The sequence below is a fragment of the Shinella zoogloeoides genome, assembly GCF_033705735.1.
Lineage (GTDB): Bacteria > Pseudomonadota > Alphaproteobacteria > Rhizobiales > Rhizobiaceae > Shinella > Shinella zoogloeoides_A.
The window spans coordinates 810412-825062 of record NZ_CP131130.1 but is presented as its reverse complement, the minus strand read 5'-3'; the positions used below and the strand labels follow the sequence as shown (position 1 = coordinate 825062).

The window sequence follows — 14651 nt, the reverse complement described above, 5'->3', positions numbered from 1 at the left end:
TTATAAGCCGCCCAGATCGCGGTCCCCACGGGCCGCGTTCGATTTTTGGCATCCGCAAGGGGCCAAACCAAGCAACAAGAAACGCCCGTCGCCCACAAGGCCCCGGGACCCTAAAGAAAGAGCTACTCCTATGGCAACCTTCGTACAGAAGCCCGCCGAGGTAGAGAAGAAGTGGATCCTCATCGACGCCGAAGGCCTCGTTGTCGGTCGCCTCGCTACCCTCATCGCTAACCGCCTGCGCGGCAAGCACAAGGCAACCTTCACGCCCCACGTCGACGACGGCGACAACGTCATCGTCATCAACGCCGACAAGGTCGTCTTCACCGGCAAGAAGTACTCCGACAAGAAGTACTACTGGCACACCGGTTACCCGGGCGGCATCAAGGAGCGCACGGCTCGCCAGATCATCGAAGGCCGCTTCCCGGAGCGCGTCCTCGAGAAGGCTGTCGAACGCATGGTTCCGCGCGGCCCGCTCGGCCGTCGCCAGATGAAGAACCTGCGCGTCTACGCCGGCTCCAACCACCCGCATGAAGCACAGCAGCCCGTCGCTCTCGACGTCGCCGCGCTGAACAGCAAGAACACAAGGAGCGCCTGATAATGGCCGACCTCTCCTCGCTCAAGGACCTCGGCGTCGCCGCTGCAGCTCCGGCCGCTTCCGCCCCGGTTCACGTCAAGAAGGTTGACGCCCAGGGCCGTTCCTACGCAACCGGCAAGCGCAAGGACGCCGTTGCCCGTGTATGGGTCAAGCCGGGCTCCGGCAAGATCACCATCAACGGCAAGTCGTTCGAAGCCTACTTCGCCCGCCCGGTCCTGCAGATGATCCTGCAGCAGCCGATCGTCGCAGCGGCCCGTGACGGCCAGTTCGACATCGACGCGACCGTCGCCGGCGGCGGCCTTTCCGGCCAGGCCGGTGCCGTTCGTCACGGCATCTCCAAGGCGCTGACCTACTTCGAGCCGGGCCTGCGCTCGGTCCTCAAGAAGGGCGGCTTCCTGACCCGCGACTCGCGCGTCGTCGAACGCAAGAAGTACGGCAAGGCCAAGGCCCGTCGTTCGTTCCAGTTCTCCAAGCGTTGATCGCTCGGAAGACTTGTTCTTCAGGAAAGGCCGGGGTTCGCCCCGGCCTTTTCGTTTTCGGCGACACAAAAATCCACAGAGTCCTCTTGCCTTGAAGGCGCCGATTGGCGAACGTCCCGCCAGACTTCGGAGGGACTTTCATGGCCAACAAGACGATCGACCACGCCATCACGGGCAAGACGCTGAAGAGCGCCGCCTCGGACCCGACCCATGCGGGCATCCTCTCCTTCATGCGCCGCCGCTACACGAAGGTGCTGAAGGACGTGGACGCCGTCGTCTGGGGCATTCCCTTCGATGCCGCGACCTCCAACCGTCCCGGCACGCGCTTCGGGCCGCAGGCCATCCGCCGCGCCTCGGCGATCATGGACAACGATCCGCAATATCCCTTCGAACGCGACCTCTTCGAGGACATGGCGGTCATCGACTATGGCGATTGCCTGCTCGACTACGGCAACCACCAGAAGACGCCCGGCACCATCGAGCGCGAGGCGAAGAAGATCCTGAAATCCGGCGCCTACATGCTGACGCTGGGCGGCGACCATTTCATCACGCTGCCGCTGCTGCGCGCCCATGCCGAAAAATACGGCCCCCTCTCCCTCGTGCAGTTCGACGCCCACCAGGATACCTGGGCGGACGAGAAGGGCCGCATCGACCACGGATCCTTCGTCGGCACCGCCGTGCGCGAGGGACTGATCGATGCAGAAAGCTCGATCCAGATCGGCATCCGCACCCATGCGCCGGAGGATTGCGGCATCCGCATCCTCTACGGCTACGACGTCGAGGAAATGAGCGCCGCCGAGATCGCCGAAACGATCATCCGCCATGTCGGCGACCGGGCGACCTACCTCACCTTCGATATCGACTGCCTCGACCCGGCCTTCGCCCCCGGCACCGGCACGCCCGTCTCCGGCGGCCCGTCCAGCGCGCGCATCCTCTCGGTCCTGCGCAAGCTCGGCGCCCTCAACATTGTCGGCTCCGATGTGGTCGAGGTGGCCCCCGCCTACGACCATGCCGATATCACCGCCATCGCCGGCTCCAACATCGCCATGTACATGCTGGGCCTGCATGCCGAGAATCTGGCGGAGCGCCGCTGACGGCGCAGCATTGAATGCGACAGGCCGAGGGGTTATATCGGCCGCGACTTCTTATGTTCGTAATTCCGCAACACGCTTTTGCTGGAATTGCGCAAGGCTCTGACAGGATGGACAGCAGATGAAACCGAAGATCTTCATCGATGGCGAACACGGCACGACGGGCCTGCAGATCCGCACGCGCATGGCCGGCCGCAGCGATGTCGAGCTGCTTTCCATTCCCGAGGCCGAGCGCCGCAATGCACAGCTGCGCGAAGACCTGCTGAACAGCGCCGACGTCGCGATCCTCTGCCTGCCGGATGACGCGGCGAAGGAAGCCGTGGCCATGGTTTCCGGCAACAATCAGGTGCGCATCATCGACACCTCGACCGCGCACCGTGTCAATCCGGACTGGGCCTACGGTTTTGCCGAGATGGACCGCGAGCAGCCGAAGAAGATCGCCGGCGCCCGCTATGTCGCCAATCCCGGCTGCTATCCGACGGGCGCCATCGGCCTCCTCCGCCCGCTCCGCCTCGCCGGCATCCTGCCGGAGGACTATCCGGTCACGGTCAATGCGGTCTCCGGCTATACGGGCGGCGGCAAGCAGCTCATCGCACAGATGGAGAATGCCGATCATCCCGAGCATGTCGCCTCGCCGCACTTCCTCTACGGCCTGCCGCTCAAGCACAAGCACGTGCCGGAAATGCAGGTGCATGGCCTCCTTTCCCGCGCGCCGCTCTTCGCGCCCTCCGTCGGCAAGTTCGCGCAGGGCATGATCGTGCAGGTGCCGCTCTACCTCGCCGACCTCAACGGCCACGCCTCGCTGGGCTCGATCCATGAGGCGCTTGCCGACCACTATGCCGGGCAGGACATCGTCGAGGTGGTGGACCTCAAGGAGAGCGCGGCGCTCCCCCGCGTCGATGCCGTCGAGCTTGCCGATACGGACCGCATGAAACTCTACGTCTTCGGCACCGCCGGCGCGCCGCATGTCAACCTTGTCACCCTGCTCGACAATCTCGGCAAGGGCGCATCGGGTGCAGCCGTCCAGAACATGGACCTGATGCTGAAGGGATGAAGGCCGGATACCCGTCCTTCCCCGCCGAATGGCGGATCGAAAGCGCCCGGCTCATTGCCGACACAGCTGCCGGAAGCGTCTATGAAGTGGCGCTTTCAGACGGCGCGAGCGCGATCGTCAAGCACCTGAAGCCGAAGGTCCTGGAAGACAGCCTGCGCGGCGCGGATTTCCTCGCCTGGCGGGATGGCATCGGCTGTGTGAGGCTCCTTGCCCGCTCGGACGACATGTTGCTGATGGAGCATGCCGGCAAGACGACGCTGCGTAATCACCTCGAGACCCAGGGCGACGACGATGCGACCCGCATCGCCGCAGAGGTGCTGCGGGCATATCATCACCCTTCGCAGACCCCACCACCCGCTAGCCTGCTGCCGCTGCCGCGCTATTTTGCAAGCCTGTTCACCAAGGCCGAGCAGGACCGCAGGGAAAGCCTGGCAAGTCCCTATGTGGATGCCGCGGCTATTGCCGATGCGCTGATCGCCGACCAGCGGGATATCAAGCCGCTGCATGGCGACCTGCACCACGAAAACATCGTCCACGGTTCACGCGGCTGGCTGATCATCGATCCGGCGGGGCTGATCGGCGATGCGGCGCTCGACGTCGCCAACATGTTCTCCAATCCGCTCGACCGCTTCGATCTTACCCGAAACGAGGAACGGATCGCCGAAATGGCCGCCACCTTCGCCGAAACGCTCGGCCGCGACGTCCGCACGATCCTGCGCTACGCCTTCGCCTATGGCTGCCTGTCGGCCGCATGGCATGAGGAGGACGGCAGCGAAGAGGAGCGCGACAACGAACTCGCCGTCGCCGCCGCCGTCCGCAACGTTCTCGGGCAGGCCTGAGCGGGATCAGTCGTCCGCGATCTCGCGGGGAAATTCCCCATAGAACCCGCGCCAATGCGCGATGGCGAAGCCGAGCACGATCAGCGCGCCGCCCTGGTGGGCGAGCGCCCATACGAGCGGGACCTGCCAGACCAGCGTGAGGATGCCGATCGTCGCCTGCAGACAGACGAGGCCGAACAGCAGCAGCGCGCGGCGCGCATGCGTCGTTTCCGGTGCGGCGCGCAGCGACGAGACCAGATGGATCAGGGCAAGCGCGAAGAGCACATAGGCGCCGAGGCGGTGGACGAACTGCACGGTCTTCGGGTTTTCGAAGAGGTTGATCCACCAGGGCTGCTGCACGAAGAGGCCGCCCGGCACCAGCGCGCCGTCCATCAAGGGCCATGTATTGTAGGTGAGGCCCGCATGAAGGCCGGCGACGAGTGCGCCGAGATAGATCTGGAAGATCGCCATGCAGGCGATGATGCCGGCCATCCGGCGCGCGCCGGCGGTCGGCGGCGCATCCTCGCTATGCGGCGCGAGCGCGCGCATGATCCACATCGTCAGCGCGAAGATGAGACAGGCGATGGTGAGGTGCGTCGCCAGCCGGTACTGGCTGACCGAAACCCGTTCGGCAAGGCCGGAGGAGACCATCCACCAGCCGATGAAGCCCTGGAAGCCGCCGAGCGCCAGAAGGCCGGTGAGCGGCCAGCGCAGCCGCTTCTCAATGCGTCCCGTGAACCAGAAGAAGACGAGCGGCACGGCGAAGATGAAGCCGATGGAGCGCGCGATCAGCCGGTGTGCCCATTCCCACCAGAAGATCGACTTGAACTCGTCGACCGTCATGCCCTTGTTGATCTGCTCATATTGCGGGATGCGCTTGTAGAGCTCGAACTCCTCCTGCCATTCGGCAGCGGTGAGCGGAGGGATGGCGCCGTGGATCGGCTTCCATTCGGTAATGGAAAGGCCCGAGCCGGTCAGCCGCGTCGCGCCACCGACGAGGACGAGGACGGCGAGCGCGACCAGCACGACGGCGAGCCAGCGGCGCACCTGGCGGCGGTTGCGGTCGATCCGGTCGCTGTCATGGCCGCTTCGATAGGCGTTGACGGTCGTGGCGTTCATTCTGTCGGCTCCTGTTGAACGGCAGCATGGCTGCCGCTTAGGATTTTTCAAGCAAGCGCTGGCGCAAAACCGCGCGGGCGCATTGGCTGGACTGGTTCCAGCGTTGATTTGCCCGACCAGCCCGTGCAAAACAAGGCCCGAACCTTTGCGGCATGCCGTCGCGCCCCGCCGCCCCCGTTTTTGAAAGACCGAAAATGCCCCCTCGCCTCAGAAAACTGATCGGCACGATCCTGATCATCATCCTCGTGCTCTTCTATGCCCTGGTCGCGACGACCGTCGCCTCGGCGACGCTCGGTCAGTCGCCGTGGTACATCCACCTTCTCTATTTCGCCGTAACCGGGCTTTTGTGGATCCTGCCCGCCATGCTCATCATCAAGTGGATGGAAAAGCCGGCAAAGCCGCACGACGAATAGGCCACAGGGCCCGCCGAATTAGGGAATCGATAACCGCACCCGCCGATTTCGCCGGCACGGAGCGGGCTTAAACCTTTTTCGCACGCCTTGCGCGTAGCCTCAAGGCGCGGCAATGCGGCCGCGTGGCCAAGGCAAGGGTCGAGGGCGATGCAACTGCAGATCAAGGCGTCCGGGCATGAACCCGCGGCCCTCCTTGCGGAGGGAGCCGGCGACGTGCTGCATGCGGGCCTGCCGCTCACGCTTCGCCTGCACGACCGCATGGAGCCGCTGGAGGCGGCGTGGCGCGCGCTCGAAGCGGAAAACGGCCTCTCCCTCCACCAGAGCTACGACTGGTGCCAGGCCTGGGTGGAGACCCACGGCCATGACTTATTGATCATCGAAGGCCTTCGCGGCGGAAGCACGCAATTCATCCTGCCGCTGGAGGTCGTGCGCCAGGGGCCGCTGCGCACCGCCCGGATGATCGCCACCGATTTCAGCAATATCAATACCGGCCTTTACAGCGAGGCATTCCGCGAGACCTCCTCGCCCCGGCAGCTCCTGCGCGCCCTCGAGGACATGCGCGGCCAGCTTGCCCGCACCTGCGACCTGCTGCTTCTCGAGAAGATGCCGCTGGAATGGCGCGGCCGCGCCAGCCCCTTCGCCGCCCTTCCCTCGGTGATCAACCAGAATGCGGCGTTCCAGCTCGCGGTGTTCGACAGCTTCGAACGGACGCTGGAGCAGATCAACGCCAAGCGCCGCCGCAAGCGGGCGCGCAACTCCGAGCGGCGCCTCACCGCGACAGGCGGCTACGACCATGTCATCGCCGAGCCGGGCGAGGACGCGCTCGCGCTGCTCGACCTGTTCTTCCGCCAGAAGGCGGCGCGATTCGAGGCGATGGGCCTGCCGGATGTCTTCCGCGAGGAGCGCACGCGCAGCTTCTTCCGCGCCCTCGCCTCGGCCCCCGCGGCTGGCGGCAATCATCTCCTCCAGCTCCACGCCCTACGCCTCAAGGGCGAGCATGAGGGACATGTCGCGGCCATCACGGGCCTTTCGCGCAAGGGCGATCACGTGATCTGCCAGTTCGGCTCGATCGACGACAGCGTGGCGGCGGATGCCAGCCCCGGCGACTTCCTGTTCCATATCGCCATCGAGAAACTGTGCGGCGAAGGCGTGCGGCTTTTCGATTTCGGCATCGGTGACCAGCTCTACAAGCGCTCCTGGTGCCCGATCGAGACGGCGCAGCACGATCTTTTCTGGCCGGTGACGCTCGCCGGCAGGGCCGCGGCGACCCTGCACCGCGCCAAGGCCGCCACCAAGCGGCTCATCAAGCAGAACCCGCAGGTCTATTCCCTCGTGCAGCGCCTTCGCTTCGGCAAGGCGGAGCCTGCCGGATCCGCTACCGCCGCCGATTAGGCGGCCCGGCGGCCCGGGTGACCGGGGGGTTCCTTCGCCTCGCCCGTCATCAGCACGATCTCGCTGTAGCCCGCATCGCCGAAGGCGGTGAGCAGGTCGACGACCTCGTCCTCGTCGGCGCCGGGAAGGGAGAGGATGATATCCATCTGCTGGTCACGCGTCAGGCGGCGCACGCCCTCCACCTCGGCCGCCCCGCATTCCACGATCACCGTGTCATAGGCGTCGGACAGCGAATCGACCACCATCGCGAGACGGTCGATGCCGCGCATGGCGCGCCTGGTATTGGCATTGCCGCGCGGGATGATATGGGCGTCGGAAAGCCGGTCGCCGTGGATGATGTCGCCGAAGGCGGCATCGCCGACGAGAAGATCGGTGATGCCGGGCAGGAACTGCGATTGCGCCATCAGCCGGGTCGGGCAGGCCGACCCCGTCAGGTCGATGATCAGCGTCTTGCGGTTTTCCTGCGCGATGCGGCGGGCGAGCATGACGGTGGCCGCCGAGCCGCGGTCGCCGGACGGCGAGACGGAGATGGCGACCGGGATTTCGTTCTCGACCAGATAGTCGGCGACGGCGGCGATGGAATAATCCTCGTCATCCTCCGCTTCCACGGCGGCGATTTCCGCAACCTCCGGCTCCTCCTCGCCCTCGTCCTCGTCTTCCGGTTCCATGTCCGAGAGCAGCGAACGGGCCGGCACGACGGGCTCCCGGAAGGCCTCACGGTCCGCATGAACGACCGGCTCTTCCACGGTTTCGGCGGGCTCCGGCGTCTCCACAACCACTTCTTCCTCCTCGCGGCGCCGGGACGTCGCGGCAGCAGCGGCGGCGGTCGGCTTCAGGGCGCGGCCGCTGAAGAGCTCGGCAAGCAGGATGATGATGGAGCTCAGCGCGAAGCCGGCGACGCCACCCACGACGGTGATCGGAACCACCTTCGGGAAGGAAACCTCCGTCGGCTCGACGGCCGCCGAGATGATGCGGGCATCTGCCGGGGTCGCGTTGTTGCTCGTGCGCGAGGTCGCCTCGCGGTAGCGCGCAAGATAGGTCTCGAGAAGCTGGCGTTGCGCGGCAGCCTCGCGCTCCAGCGCCTTGAGGCCGACCTCGTCCTCGCCGGCGCGGGCGGTATCGGCCTTCAGCTTGTTGAGCTGCTGCGTGAGCTGGGTTTCGCGCAACTCCGCCGTCTTCGCCTCGTTTTCGAGGCTCGACAGGATCTTCTGCGTTTCCGCCTTGATCTGCGTGCGGATACCGGAAAGCTGCGAGCGCAGGCCCTTCAACCGGGGATGTCCCTCCAGTAGCGAAGTCGAAAGATCGGAGATCTGCCCCTGGATCTGCGCCTCGCTCTCCTTGAGCCTCTGGATCATCTGCGAGCCGACGACGTCGGAAAGCGTATCCGGCGACCCGCCGCTCTTCAGAACGGCACGCACGCTTTCGGCCCGTGCCTCGGCATTGGCGCGCTCGCCGCGCACGCGGGCAAGCTCGGTGGAGATGTCGTTCAACTGGCGCACCGCGAAGGTCGAATTGTCGCCCGTCGGCAGGAGATCGGACTGCGAGCGGTATTCGGCGACCTTCTGCTCGGCCTCGCGCACCTTCTCGCGCAGGTTGGCGATTTCCGGCTCCAGCCAGCGCGTCGCCTCGGAATTGGTGTCGAGCTTGGCGCCGCTCTGCAGGGAGAGATAGACCTTCGCCATTTCGTTGGGGATCTCGGCGGCAAGGCGTGGGTCCTTCGAGGCGAACTCGATGGCGATGACGCGCGAGCGCTCCACCTGATAGACGGTCAGCTTCTCGGTGAATTCCTTGAGGACGCGCTCTTCCGGCGGCAGGTCGAGCGGGTTCTTGCGAAGGCCGAGAAGCACCAGCACGTCGGAAACCGCCGAGGGCTTCGCCGTCGTGTCGAATTCCTCCAGCTCATAGAGCTTCATGTTGCGCGCGACCTGCTTGATGAGGTCGGCCGACTGGAGGAGCTGCACCTGGCTGGCGATGCCCGCCTCGTCGAAGGCCGGCTGCTCGCCGCCCTGCGCACGATCCTGCCCCGTCGTGAAGGCGGGCTCGCGCGTTTCGATGAGGAGGCGCGCCTCGCTCTTGTATTTGGGCGTGATCAGGCTCGCACCGGCAAAGGCGATGCCCGCGCAGGCGACGGTCGCCAGCAGCACGCGCATACGGTTGCGCCAGATCGCGCCGAACAGACCGCCAAGGTCGATATCGACATCCTGCTGGCTCTCGTGAACGCCCGACATAACAAACTCCAAACCCGACGATTTGGCTGCACGGTAAACAAACATGGTAACGCAAGAGTTAATCTTCCGGCGCTTCCCCTACCCCGCGTTGTTCGTTTCTCCGGAAAAAACGGCCTTTGCTACCGACAGGCGCGCGGCCTTTACCAGCCGTTAACCCTAACGGAACGATAACGGGGCCTCACATCTGATTTGGGACGGAACTGCGAAATGCGTGTCGCTACGATCAACAAGGGCATCCTGCTCGCGCTGGCGCTCATCGTGCCGGCCGTTTCGGGCTGCAGCAGCTATCGCCCCGCCCCCAAGGCCTTCCACGAGGCGACGATCCAGCCCTATCGCCTCGACAGCGGCGACCGGCTGCGCATCACCGTCTTCGAGCAGACCGGCCTCAGCAATACCTATACGGTCGACCAGGCCGGTTACGTGGCCTTCCCGCTCATCGGCGCCGTGCCGGCGCGCGGCCAGACCATCCAGGAACTGGAAAGCATCATCGCGGCGAAGCTCCGCCAGGGATATCTGCGCGATCCGGACGTTTCCATCGAGGTTGATCGCTACCGCTCCATCTATCTCATGGGCGAGGTCGGCCAGGCGGGTCAGTACAGCTACGTCGCCGGCATGACGATCCAGAACGCCATCGCGGTCGCCGGCGGCTTCTCGCCGCGCGCCAACCAGCGCGACGTCGACGTGACCCGCAAGATCAACGGCAAGATCGTCACCGGAAGGGTTTCCATCTCCGATCCGGTGCTGGCCGGCGATACGATCTATGTGCGCGAACGACTGTTCTGATTCTCATGGCGGACGATGGGCCCCTGCGCATCATTCATTGTTTCAGGTCTCCCGTCGGCGGAATCTTCCGCCATGTGCGCGACCTTGCGGAATACCACACGCGGGCGGGCCATGAGGTCGGCATCATCTGCGACAGCCTTACCGGCGGCTCTTTCGAGGACAAGCTCTTCGACGAGATCCGCCCCCATCTCTCGCTCGGCCTCGTCCGCATGCCGATCAGCCGGTCGGTCAATCTGCGCGACCTCGGCGCCATCCGGGACAGTTATCGTGAAATAAAAGGTTTGCAGCCGGATGTCCTGCATGGGCATGGCGCCAAGGGTGGCGCCATCGCCCGGCTCATCGGCTCGATCCTGCGGGTCAACAGGTATCGCGTAGCCCGCCTCTATACGCCGCATGGCGGCAGCCTGCACTATACCCGGCGCTCGGCGACGGGGCTCGCGGTGCTCACCGCCGAACGGCTTCTCGAACCCTTCGGCGATGCCATCGCCTTCGTCTGCGACTACGAGAAGGACGCCTATACCGCCCGCGTCGGCCGCCCGCGCATCCAGACGGCGCGCATCTACAACGGCATCCACGACCGCGATTTCGAGCGGGTCTATCCCCGCGAGGATGCGGTGGATTTCCTCTATATCGGCATGCTGCGCGACCTGAAGGGCCCGGACGTCTTCGTCGACGCCTTCGCGCGGGCCGAGCGCATCGCAGGCCGGCCGCTCTCCGCGCTGATGATCGGCGACGGGCCGGACAGGGAAAAATACAAGCAGATGATGCTGCAGCTCGGCCTCGGCCGGCGCATCGTCATGATGCCCGCCATGAAGGCGCGCGAGGCCTTCGCCCTCACCCGCAACGTGGTCGTGCCGTCACGCGCCGAGGCGATGCCCTATATCGTGCTGGAAGCGCTCGCCGCCCAGAAGCCGGTCATCGCAAGCCGTGTCGGCGGCATACCGGAAGTGCTCGGCCGCGACAGCATCGCGCTCACCGAGCCGGGCGACGCCCAGTCCCTGGCGGCGGCGATGGCCCAGGCGATCGGCGATCCCGGCTGGCTGCGCAAGGTCATGCCGGAGCCCGCGGCCTTCAAGGAAACCTTCTCGGCCTCGGCCATGTCCGGCTCGATCCTTGCCCTTTACCGGGACATTCTTGCCCGCCAGGCCGGCGGCCGGCGGCTTGCCGAAACGTCGGCGGAAGCCCTGCCGTAAACGTTTCTTAGGGGCTTCGTGCTATTTCCGGCACAAAGCCCCAAAGGTGCATGCCATGAACCATGTCGAGAAGCCCGAATCCTTCGATCCGGAAGGTTTGAGACGCAGGCTCTCCGAAAGCCGGGGAAATGCGTCCGGCCCGGCTGCCGGCGGCGCGGAGGAAAAGGGCGTCGAGCTCAATCAGCTTGCTCGCCAGATCGCCGAACAGTTCCGCGACGACAGCTATTCGCCGGCCATGATCACCGGGCTGCTGCGCCTTTGCGAATTCGGCGCACTGCTTGCCCTCGGCTACTTCATCCATGCGCTCTATGACGGCTTCGAGATCACGGTGCTCTATGCCGCCGTGCTGGTGGGGGGCGCGGCCATCGGGGTCCTCCTCCTGCAACTCGCCGATGCCTATCAGGTGCCGGCGCTCCGCTCGCCCTTGCGCATGACGCCGCGCATCCTCGCCGCCTGGGCGGCGGCCTTCGCCTCCATTTCGCTCGTCCTCTTCTTCTTCAAGACGGGCGACCAGTATTCCCGCGTCTGGTTTGCCGCCTGGTTCGCGACGGGCGCCGTCTATCTCCTGTTCGAGCGGCAGGTGATCGCCTATGCGATCCGCCGCTGGGCCCGCAACGGCACGATGGAGCGGCGCGCCGTCATCGTCGGCGGCGGCGAGCCGGCCAAGGAGCTCATCCGCTCGCTGGAATACCAGCCGGAGAACGACATCCGCATCTGCGGCATCTTCGACGACCGCGACGAGCGCCGCTCGCCCTCGATCATCGCCGGCTATCCCAAGCTCGGCAATGTCGCCGAACTCGTCGAATTCGCCCGCCTCGCGCGCATCGACATGCTGATCATCTCGCTGCCGCTCTCGGCCGAGACGCGCATCCTGTCGCTGCTCAAGAAGCTGTGGGTGCTGCCGGTGGATATCCGCCTTGCCGCCCATGCGAGGGGCCTTCGCTTCCGCCCGCGCAGCTATTCGCAGATCGGCGCCGTGCCGATGCTCGACATCTTCGACAAGCCGATCGCCGACTGGGACAATGTCGCCAAGCGCATCTTCGACATCTTCTTTTCCGTCGTCGCGCTCGTCCTGCTCTGGCCGGTGCTGATCGGCGCGGCCATCGCGGTGAAGCTCTCCTCGCCCGGCCCGATCCTCTTCAAGCAGAAGCGCCACGGCTTCAACAACGAGGTCATCGAGGTCTACAAATTCCGCTCGATGTACACGCATCTTTCGGACCCGTCCGCCCGCGCCGCCGTCACCAAGGGCGATCCGCGCGTCACCCGTGTCGGCCGCTTCCTGCGCAAGTCCTCCATCGACGAGCTGCCGCAGCTCTTCAACGTGCTGAAGGGCGAGCTTTCGCTCGTCGGTCCGCGTCCGCATGCCGTCGAGGCGCAGACGCACGACCGCAAATATGTCGATGTCGTCGACAGCTATTTCGCCCGCCACCGCGTGAAGCCGGGCGTGACCGGCTGGGCGCAGATCAACGGCTGGCGCGGCGAGATCGACCATGACGACAAGATCCGCTTCCGCACCGAATTCGACCTCTACTACATCGAGAACTGGTCGCTCTGGCTCGACCTGAAGATCCTGTTCCTGACGCCCTTCCGCCTGCTCAACACGGAAAACGCCTATTGAGCGACGCGGCCCTCCCCCACGCCCCCTCCTTCCGGCCGCAGCTTGCGGCCGTCGGCATTATCGGCTCGGGGCTGGTGACGCTGGGCGTGTTCCTTTCGGGCTTCGTCATCAGCGAGCCGGCGCCCTATGAGGTCTTCATGGCGGCGCTCATCGGCCTCTGGGCGCTCGTGGGGCTGCGCATCTCGCGCACCGTCGGATCGCTTCTCGCCCTTCTCGTGGTCTTCAATATCGGCGGCATGCTCTCGCTGACGGTGATGGACGATCTTTCCGAGGGGCCGATGTACATGGCCGTCTCGCTGTTCCTCGCCATTTCCAGCGTCTTCTTCGCCGCTATCGTCGAGGCGAAGCCGGCGCGGCTGCAGCTCATCTTCCGCGCCTGGGTGGCGAGCGCCCTCATCACCTCGATGCTCGGCATCCTCGGCTATTTCCATGCCTTCCCGGGCTCGGAGGCCTTCACGCTCTACGACCGCGCCAAGGGCGCCTTCCAGGACCCGAACGTCTTCGGCCCCTTCCTCGTCGCCCCCTCGCTCTACCTGATGCACGGCCTTCTCGCCGGCCGCATCCTCGGCGCGCCGCTGAAGGTGATCGGCGTCCTCATCCTGGCGCTCGGCATCTTCCTGTCCTTCTCGCGCGCGGCCTGGGGGCTTTATCTCTTCGCCGTCGCGGCGCTCGTCTTCATCATGCTGCTGAAGGAGCGCACCGGGGCCTTCCGGCTGAAGATCCTCATCCTCAGCATCTCGGCCGCCGGCCTGATGATCCTCGCGCTCGTCGTCGCCCTGCAGTTCGACAAGGTCTCGAGCCTCTTCTCCAGCCGCACGCAGCTCGTCCAGGAGTATGACGGCGGCCATCTCGGGCGCTTCGAGCGCCACCGCATCGGCTTCCTGATGGCGATGGAAAAGCCGCTCGGCATCGGACCGATGCGCTTCGGCAAGATGTTCTCCGAGGACGAGCACAACATCTACCTGAAATCGCTCACCACCTATGGCTGGCTCGGCTTCATCACCTACCTGACACTGGTCGGATGGACGCTCTCGGCCGCCTTCAAGGCGCTGTTGCGCGACAGGCCATGGCAGCCCTACCTGATGATCGCCTTCATCACGCTGCTCGGCCACAGCGGGATCGGCTTCGTCATCGACACCGACCACTGGCGCCATTTCTACCTGCTGCTCGGCGTCACATGGGGCTGCCTTGCGCTGGAGCGCCGTTACACCCGGCAGGCGCTCAAAGGAAAAGCCGCCCCTCCTCCCGGAGAGACGGCTCTCGATAGTCCATCGGGCAAATCTATCGCCTGATGGCCCTTGCCAGCGCTATGAGAATGCAGGCGCCGATGAAGCCGGCGACGAGATAGCCCAGCCAGCCGCCGAGCGAAACGCCGATCAGCCCCAACAGGATGTTTGCGACCGCCGCGCCGACGATGCCGAGAACAATGTTCATCAGCACGCCCATATTGCTCTTCATGAACATTTCGGCGAGCCAGCCGGCAATGCCGCCGATGATGATGGCTGCGATCCAGCCGATGCCTGCATTTTCCATGCGTAACCTCCTCAAGCGTCAGATAGCCCCGGCACGACAAGCCGGCGGCGAGAGAACGCGAAGAGACGCGTAAAGTTCCATGCGGAACTTCAAATGCAATCTATGAGGGGAGAGAATGGTCGGAATGGCGGGATTCGAACCCACGACCCCTTGACCCCCAGTCAAGTGCGCTACCGGGCTGCGCTACATTCCGGACCGCGCAAACCCCTATAGTCTCGGGCATTTGGATGCAAGCCCAAAATTGCCAATTCGGGATGTTTCGTCATCGGCAATTCGAATTTCCTGCCGAGGACGGCGGCGTCCCTGCATCGGGTACGCGGCCTTCGTCCTCACGG

At 65.2% G+C, this 14651-nt stretch carries 14 protein-coding genes and 1 tRNA gene; 11 read left to right on the top strand and 4 right to left on the bottom strand.

Annotation, left to right across the window (positions count from 1 at the left end; translation table 11 throughout):
- The first annotated feature begins 130 nt into the window (after window positions 1-130).
- The 5 genes from rplM to ShzoTeo12_RS04020 all read left to right on the top strand — a co-directional run bounded on the left by rplM (window position 131) and on the right by ShzoTeo12_RS04020 (window position 4058).
- A complete protein-coding gene (gene rplM, locus ShzoTeo12_RS04040) occupies window positions 131-595 on the top strand; it encodes a 50S ribosomal protein L13 (RefSeq protein ID WP_119258742.1) in 465 nt (154 codons plus the stop codon).
- A 2-nt stretch (window positions 596-597) separates the two neighbouring features.
- The gene (rpsI, locus tag ShzoTeo12_RS04035; RefSeq protein WP_119258743.1) at window positions 598-1074 is read left to right on the top strand and encodes a 30S ribosomal protein S9; all 477 of its coding nucleotides are present in this window, start codon (window positions 598-600) and stop codon (window positions 1072-1074) included.
- A gap of 140 nt (window positions 1075-1214) precedes the next feature.
- A complete protein-coding gene (speB, locus tag ShzoTeo12_RS04030) occupies window positions 1215-2168 on the top strand; it encodes an agmatinase (protein ID WP_119258744.1) in 954 nt (317 codons plus the stop codon).
- 118 nt (window positions 2169-2286) lie between these two features.
- Window positions 2287-3219, top strand: coding sequence for an N-acetyl-gamma-glutamyl-phosphate reductase (gene argC / locus ShzoTeo12_RS04025; protein ID WP_318911354.1), 933 nt, complete (start codon window positions 2287-2289; stop codon window positions 3217-3219).
- Window positions 3216-4058: an aminoglycoside phosphotransferase family protein gene (locus ShzoTeo12_RS04020; RefSeq protein WP_318911353.1), complete on the top strand. Its 843-nt coding sequence runs from the start codon at window positions 3216-3218 to the stop codon at window positions 4056-4058. Before argC ends, ShzoTeo12_RS04020 begins: the two co-directional genes overlap by 4 nt.
- A 6-nt stretch (window positions 4059-4064) precedes the next feature.
- On the opposite strand, the gene ShzoTeo12_RS04015 is transcribed toward ShzoTeo12_RS04020, so the two are convergent.
- On the bottom strand, window positions 4065-5156 hold the full coding sequence (locus ShzoTeo12_RS04015; protein WP_318911352.1) for a COX15/CtaA family protein: 1092 nt from the start codon (window positions 5154-5156) through the stop codon (window positions 4065-4067).
- Between the two features lie 194 nt (window positions 5157-5350).
- Here ShzoTeo12_RS04015 and ShzoTeo12_RS04010 point away from each other — a divergent pair, with 194 nt between their 5' ends.
- Both ShzoTeo12_RS04010 and ShzoTeo12_RS04005 read left to right on the top strand, forming a co-directional pair.
- Window positions 5351-5569, top strand: coding sequence for a DUF2842 domain-containing protein (locus tag ShzoTeo12_RS04010; protein WP_318911351.1), 219 nt, complete (start codon window positions 5351-5353; stop codon window positions 5567-5569).
- A gap of 147 nt (window positions 5570-5716) precedes the next feature.
- Window positions 5717-6961, top strand: a complete 1245-nt coding sequence (locus ShzoTeo12_RS04005; protein WP_318911350.1) for a GNAT family N-acetyltransferase — start codon at window positions 5717-5719, stop codon at window positions 6959-6961.
- Here the strand turns inward: ShzoTeo12_RS04005 and ShzoTeo12_RS04000 are convergent.
- Window positions 6958-9189, bottom strand: a complete 2232-nt coding sequence (locus ShzoTeo12_RS04000) for an exopolysaccharide transport family protein (protein ID WP_318911349.1) — start codon at window positions 9187-9189, stop codon at window positions 6958-6960. The genes ShzoTeo12_RS04005 and ShzoTeo12_RS04000 overlap by 4 nt on opposite strands.
- 207 nt (window positions 9190-9396) lie before the next feature.
- Between ShzoTeo12_RS04000 and ShzoTeo12_RS03995 the strand changes: the two genes are divergently transcribed.
- The 4 genes from ShzoTeo12_RS03995 to ShzoTeo12_RS03980 are packed head-to-tail and all read left to right on the top strand — an operon-like array spanning window position 9397 to window position 14075.
- Complete coding sequence (locus ShzoTeo12_RS03995; RefSeq protein WP_119258751.1) at window positions 9397-9972, top strand: polysaccharide biosynthesis/export family protein; 576 nt, start codon at window positions 9397-9399, stop codon at window positions 9970-9972.
- A gap of 5 nt (window positions 9973-9977) precedes the next feature.
- Window positions 9978-11165 carry a glycosyltransferase family 4 protein gene (locus tag ShzoTeo12_RS03990; protein ID WP_119258752.1) on the top strand — a complete coding sequence of 396 codons (1188 nt, stop codon included), beginning with the start codon at window positions 9978-9980 and terminating at the stop codon, window positions 11163-11165.
- 55 nt (window positions 11166-11220) lie between these two features.
- Entirely contained in the window at window positions 11221-12783 is a 1563-nt protein-coding gene (locus tag ShzoTeo12_RS03985) for an undecaprenyl-phosphate glucose phosphotransferase (RefSeq protein WP_119258753.1), read from the top strand.
- The gene (locus ShzoTeo12_RS03980) at window positions 12780-14075 is read left to right on the top strand and encodes an O-antigen ligase family protein (protein ID WP_318911348.1); all 1296 of its coding nucleotides are present in this window, start codon (window positions 12780-12782) and stop codon (window positions 14073-14075) included. The genes ShzoTeo12_RS03985 and ShzoTeo12_RS03980 overlap by 4 nt, the downstream gene beginning before the upstream one ends.
- On the opposite strand, the gene ShzoTeo12_RS03975 is transcribed toward ShzoTeo12_RS03980, so the two are convergent.
- Both ShzoTeo12_RS03975 and ShzoTeo12_RS03970 read right to left on the bottom strand, forming a co-directional pair.
- The gene (locus tag ShzoTeo12_RS03975) at window positions 14065-14316 is read right to left on the bottom strand and encodes a GlsB/YeaQ/YmgE family stress response membrane protein (RefSeq protein WP_119258755.1); all 252 of its coding nucleotides are present in this window, start codon (window positions 14314-14316) and stop codon (window positions 14065-14067) included. The two genes, ShzoTeo12_RS03980 and ShzoTeo12_RS03975, sit on opposite strands and share 11 nt — an antisense overlap.
- 116 nt (window positions 14317-14432) lie before the next feature.
- Window positions 14433-14509 (bottom strand) — tRNA-Pro (locus tag ShzoTeo12_RS03970).
- Window positions 14510-14651: the final 142 nt, after the last annotated feature.

Bases quoted from the DNA above. Each gene is read 5' to 3' on its own strand.
- rplM (WP_119258742.1), top strand. From the start codon at position 131: ATGGCAACCTTCGTACAGAAGCCCGCCGAGGTAGAGAAGAAGTGGATC.
- rpsI (WP_119258743.1), top strand. From the start codon at position 598: ATGGCCGACCTCTCCTCGCTCAAGGACCTCGGCGTCGCCGCTGCAGCT.
- speB (WP_119258744.1), top strand. From the start codon at position 1,215: ATGGCCAACAAGACGATCGACCACGCCATCACGGGCAAGACGCTGAAG.
- argC (WP_318911354.1), top strand. From the start codon at position 2,287: ATGAAACCGAAGATCTTCATCGATGGCGAACACGGCACGACGGGCCTG.
- ShzoTeo12_RS04020 (WP_318911353.1), top strand. From the start codon at position 3,216: ATGAAGGCCGGATACCCGTCCTTCCCCGCCGAATGGCGGATCGAAAGC.
- ShzoTeo12_RS04015 (WP_318911352.1), bottom strand. From the start codon at position 5,156: ATGAACGCCACGACCGTCAACGCCTATCGAAGCGGCCATGACAGCGAC.
- ShzoTeo12_RS04010 (WP_318911351.1), top strand. From the start codon at position 5,351: ATGCCCCCTCGCCTCAGAAAACTGATCGGCACGATCCTGATCATCATC.
- ShzoTeo12_RS04005 (WP_318911350.1), top strand. From the start codon at position 5,717: ATGCAACTGCAGATCAAGGCGTCCGGGCATGAACCCGCGGCCCTCCTT.
- ShzoTeo12_RS04000 (WP_318911349.1), bottom strand. From the start codon at position 9,189: ATGTCGGGCGTTCACGAGAGCCAGCAGGATGTCGATATCGACCTTGGC.
- ShzoTeo12_RS03995 (WP_119258751.1), top strand. From the start codon at position 9,397: ATGCGTGTCGCTACGATCAACAAGGGCATCCTGCTCGCGCTGGCGCTC.
- ShzoTeo12_RS03990 (WP_119258752.1), top strand. From the start codon at position 9,978: ATGGCGGACGATGGGCCCCTGCGCATCATTCATTGTTTCAGGTCTCCC.
- ShzoTeo12_RS03985 (WP_119258753.1), top strand. From the start codon at position 11,221: ATGAACCATGTCGAGAAGCCCGAATCCTTCGATCCGGAAGGTTTGAGA.
- ShzoTeo12_RS03975 (WP_119258755.1), bottom strand. From the start codon at position 14,316: ATGGAAAATGCAGGCATCGGCTGGATCGCAGCCATCATCATCGGCGGC.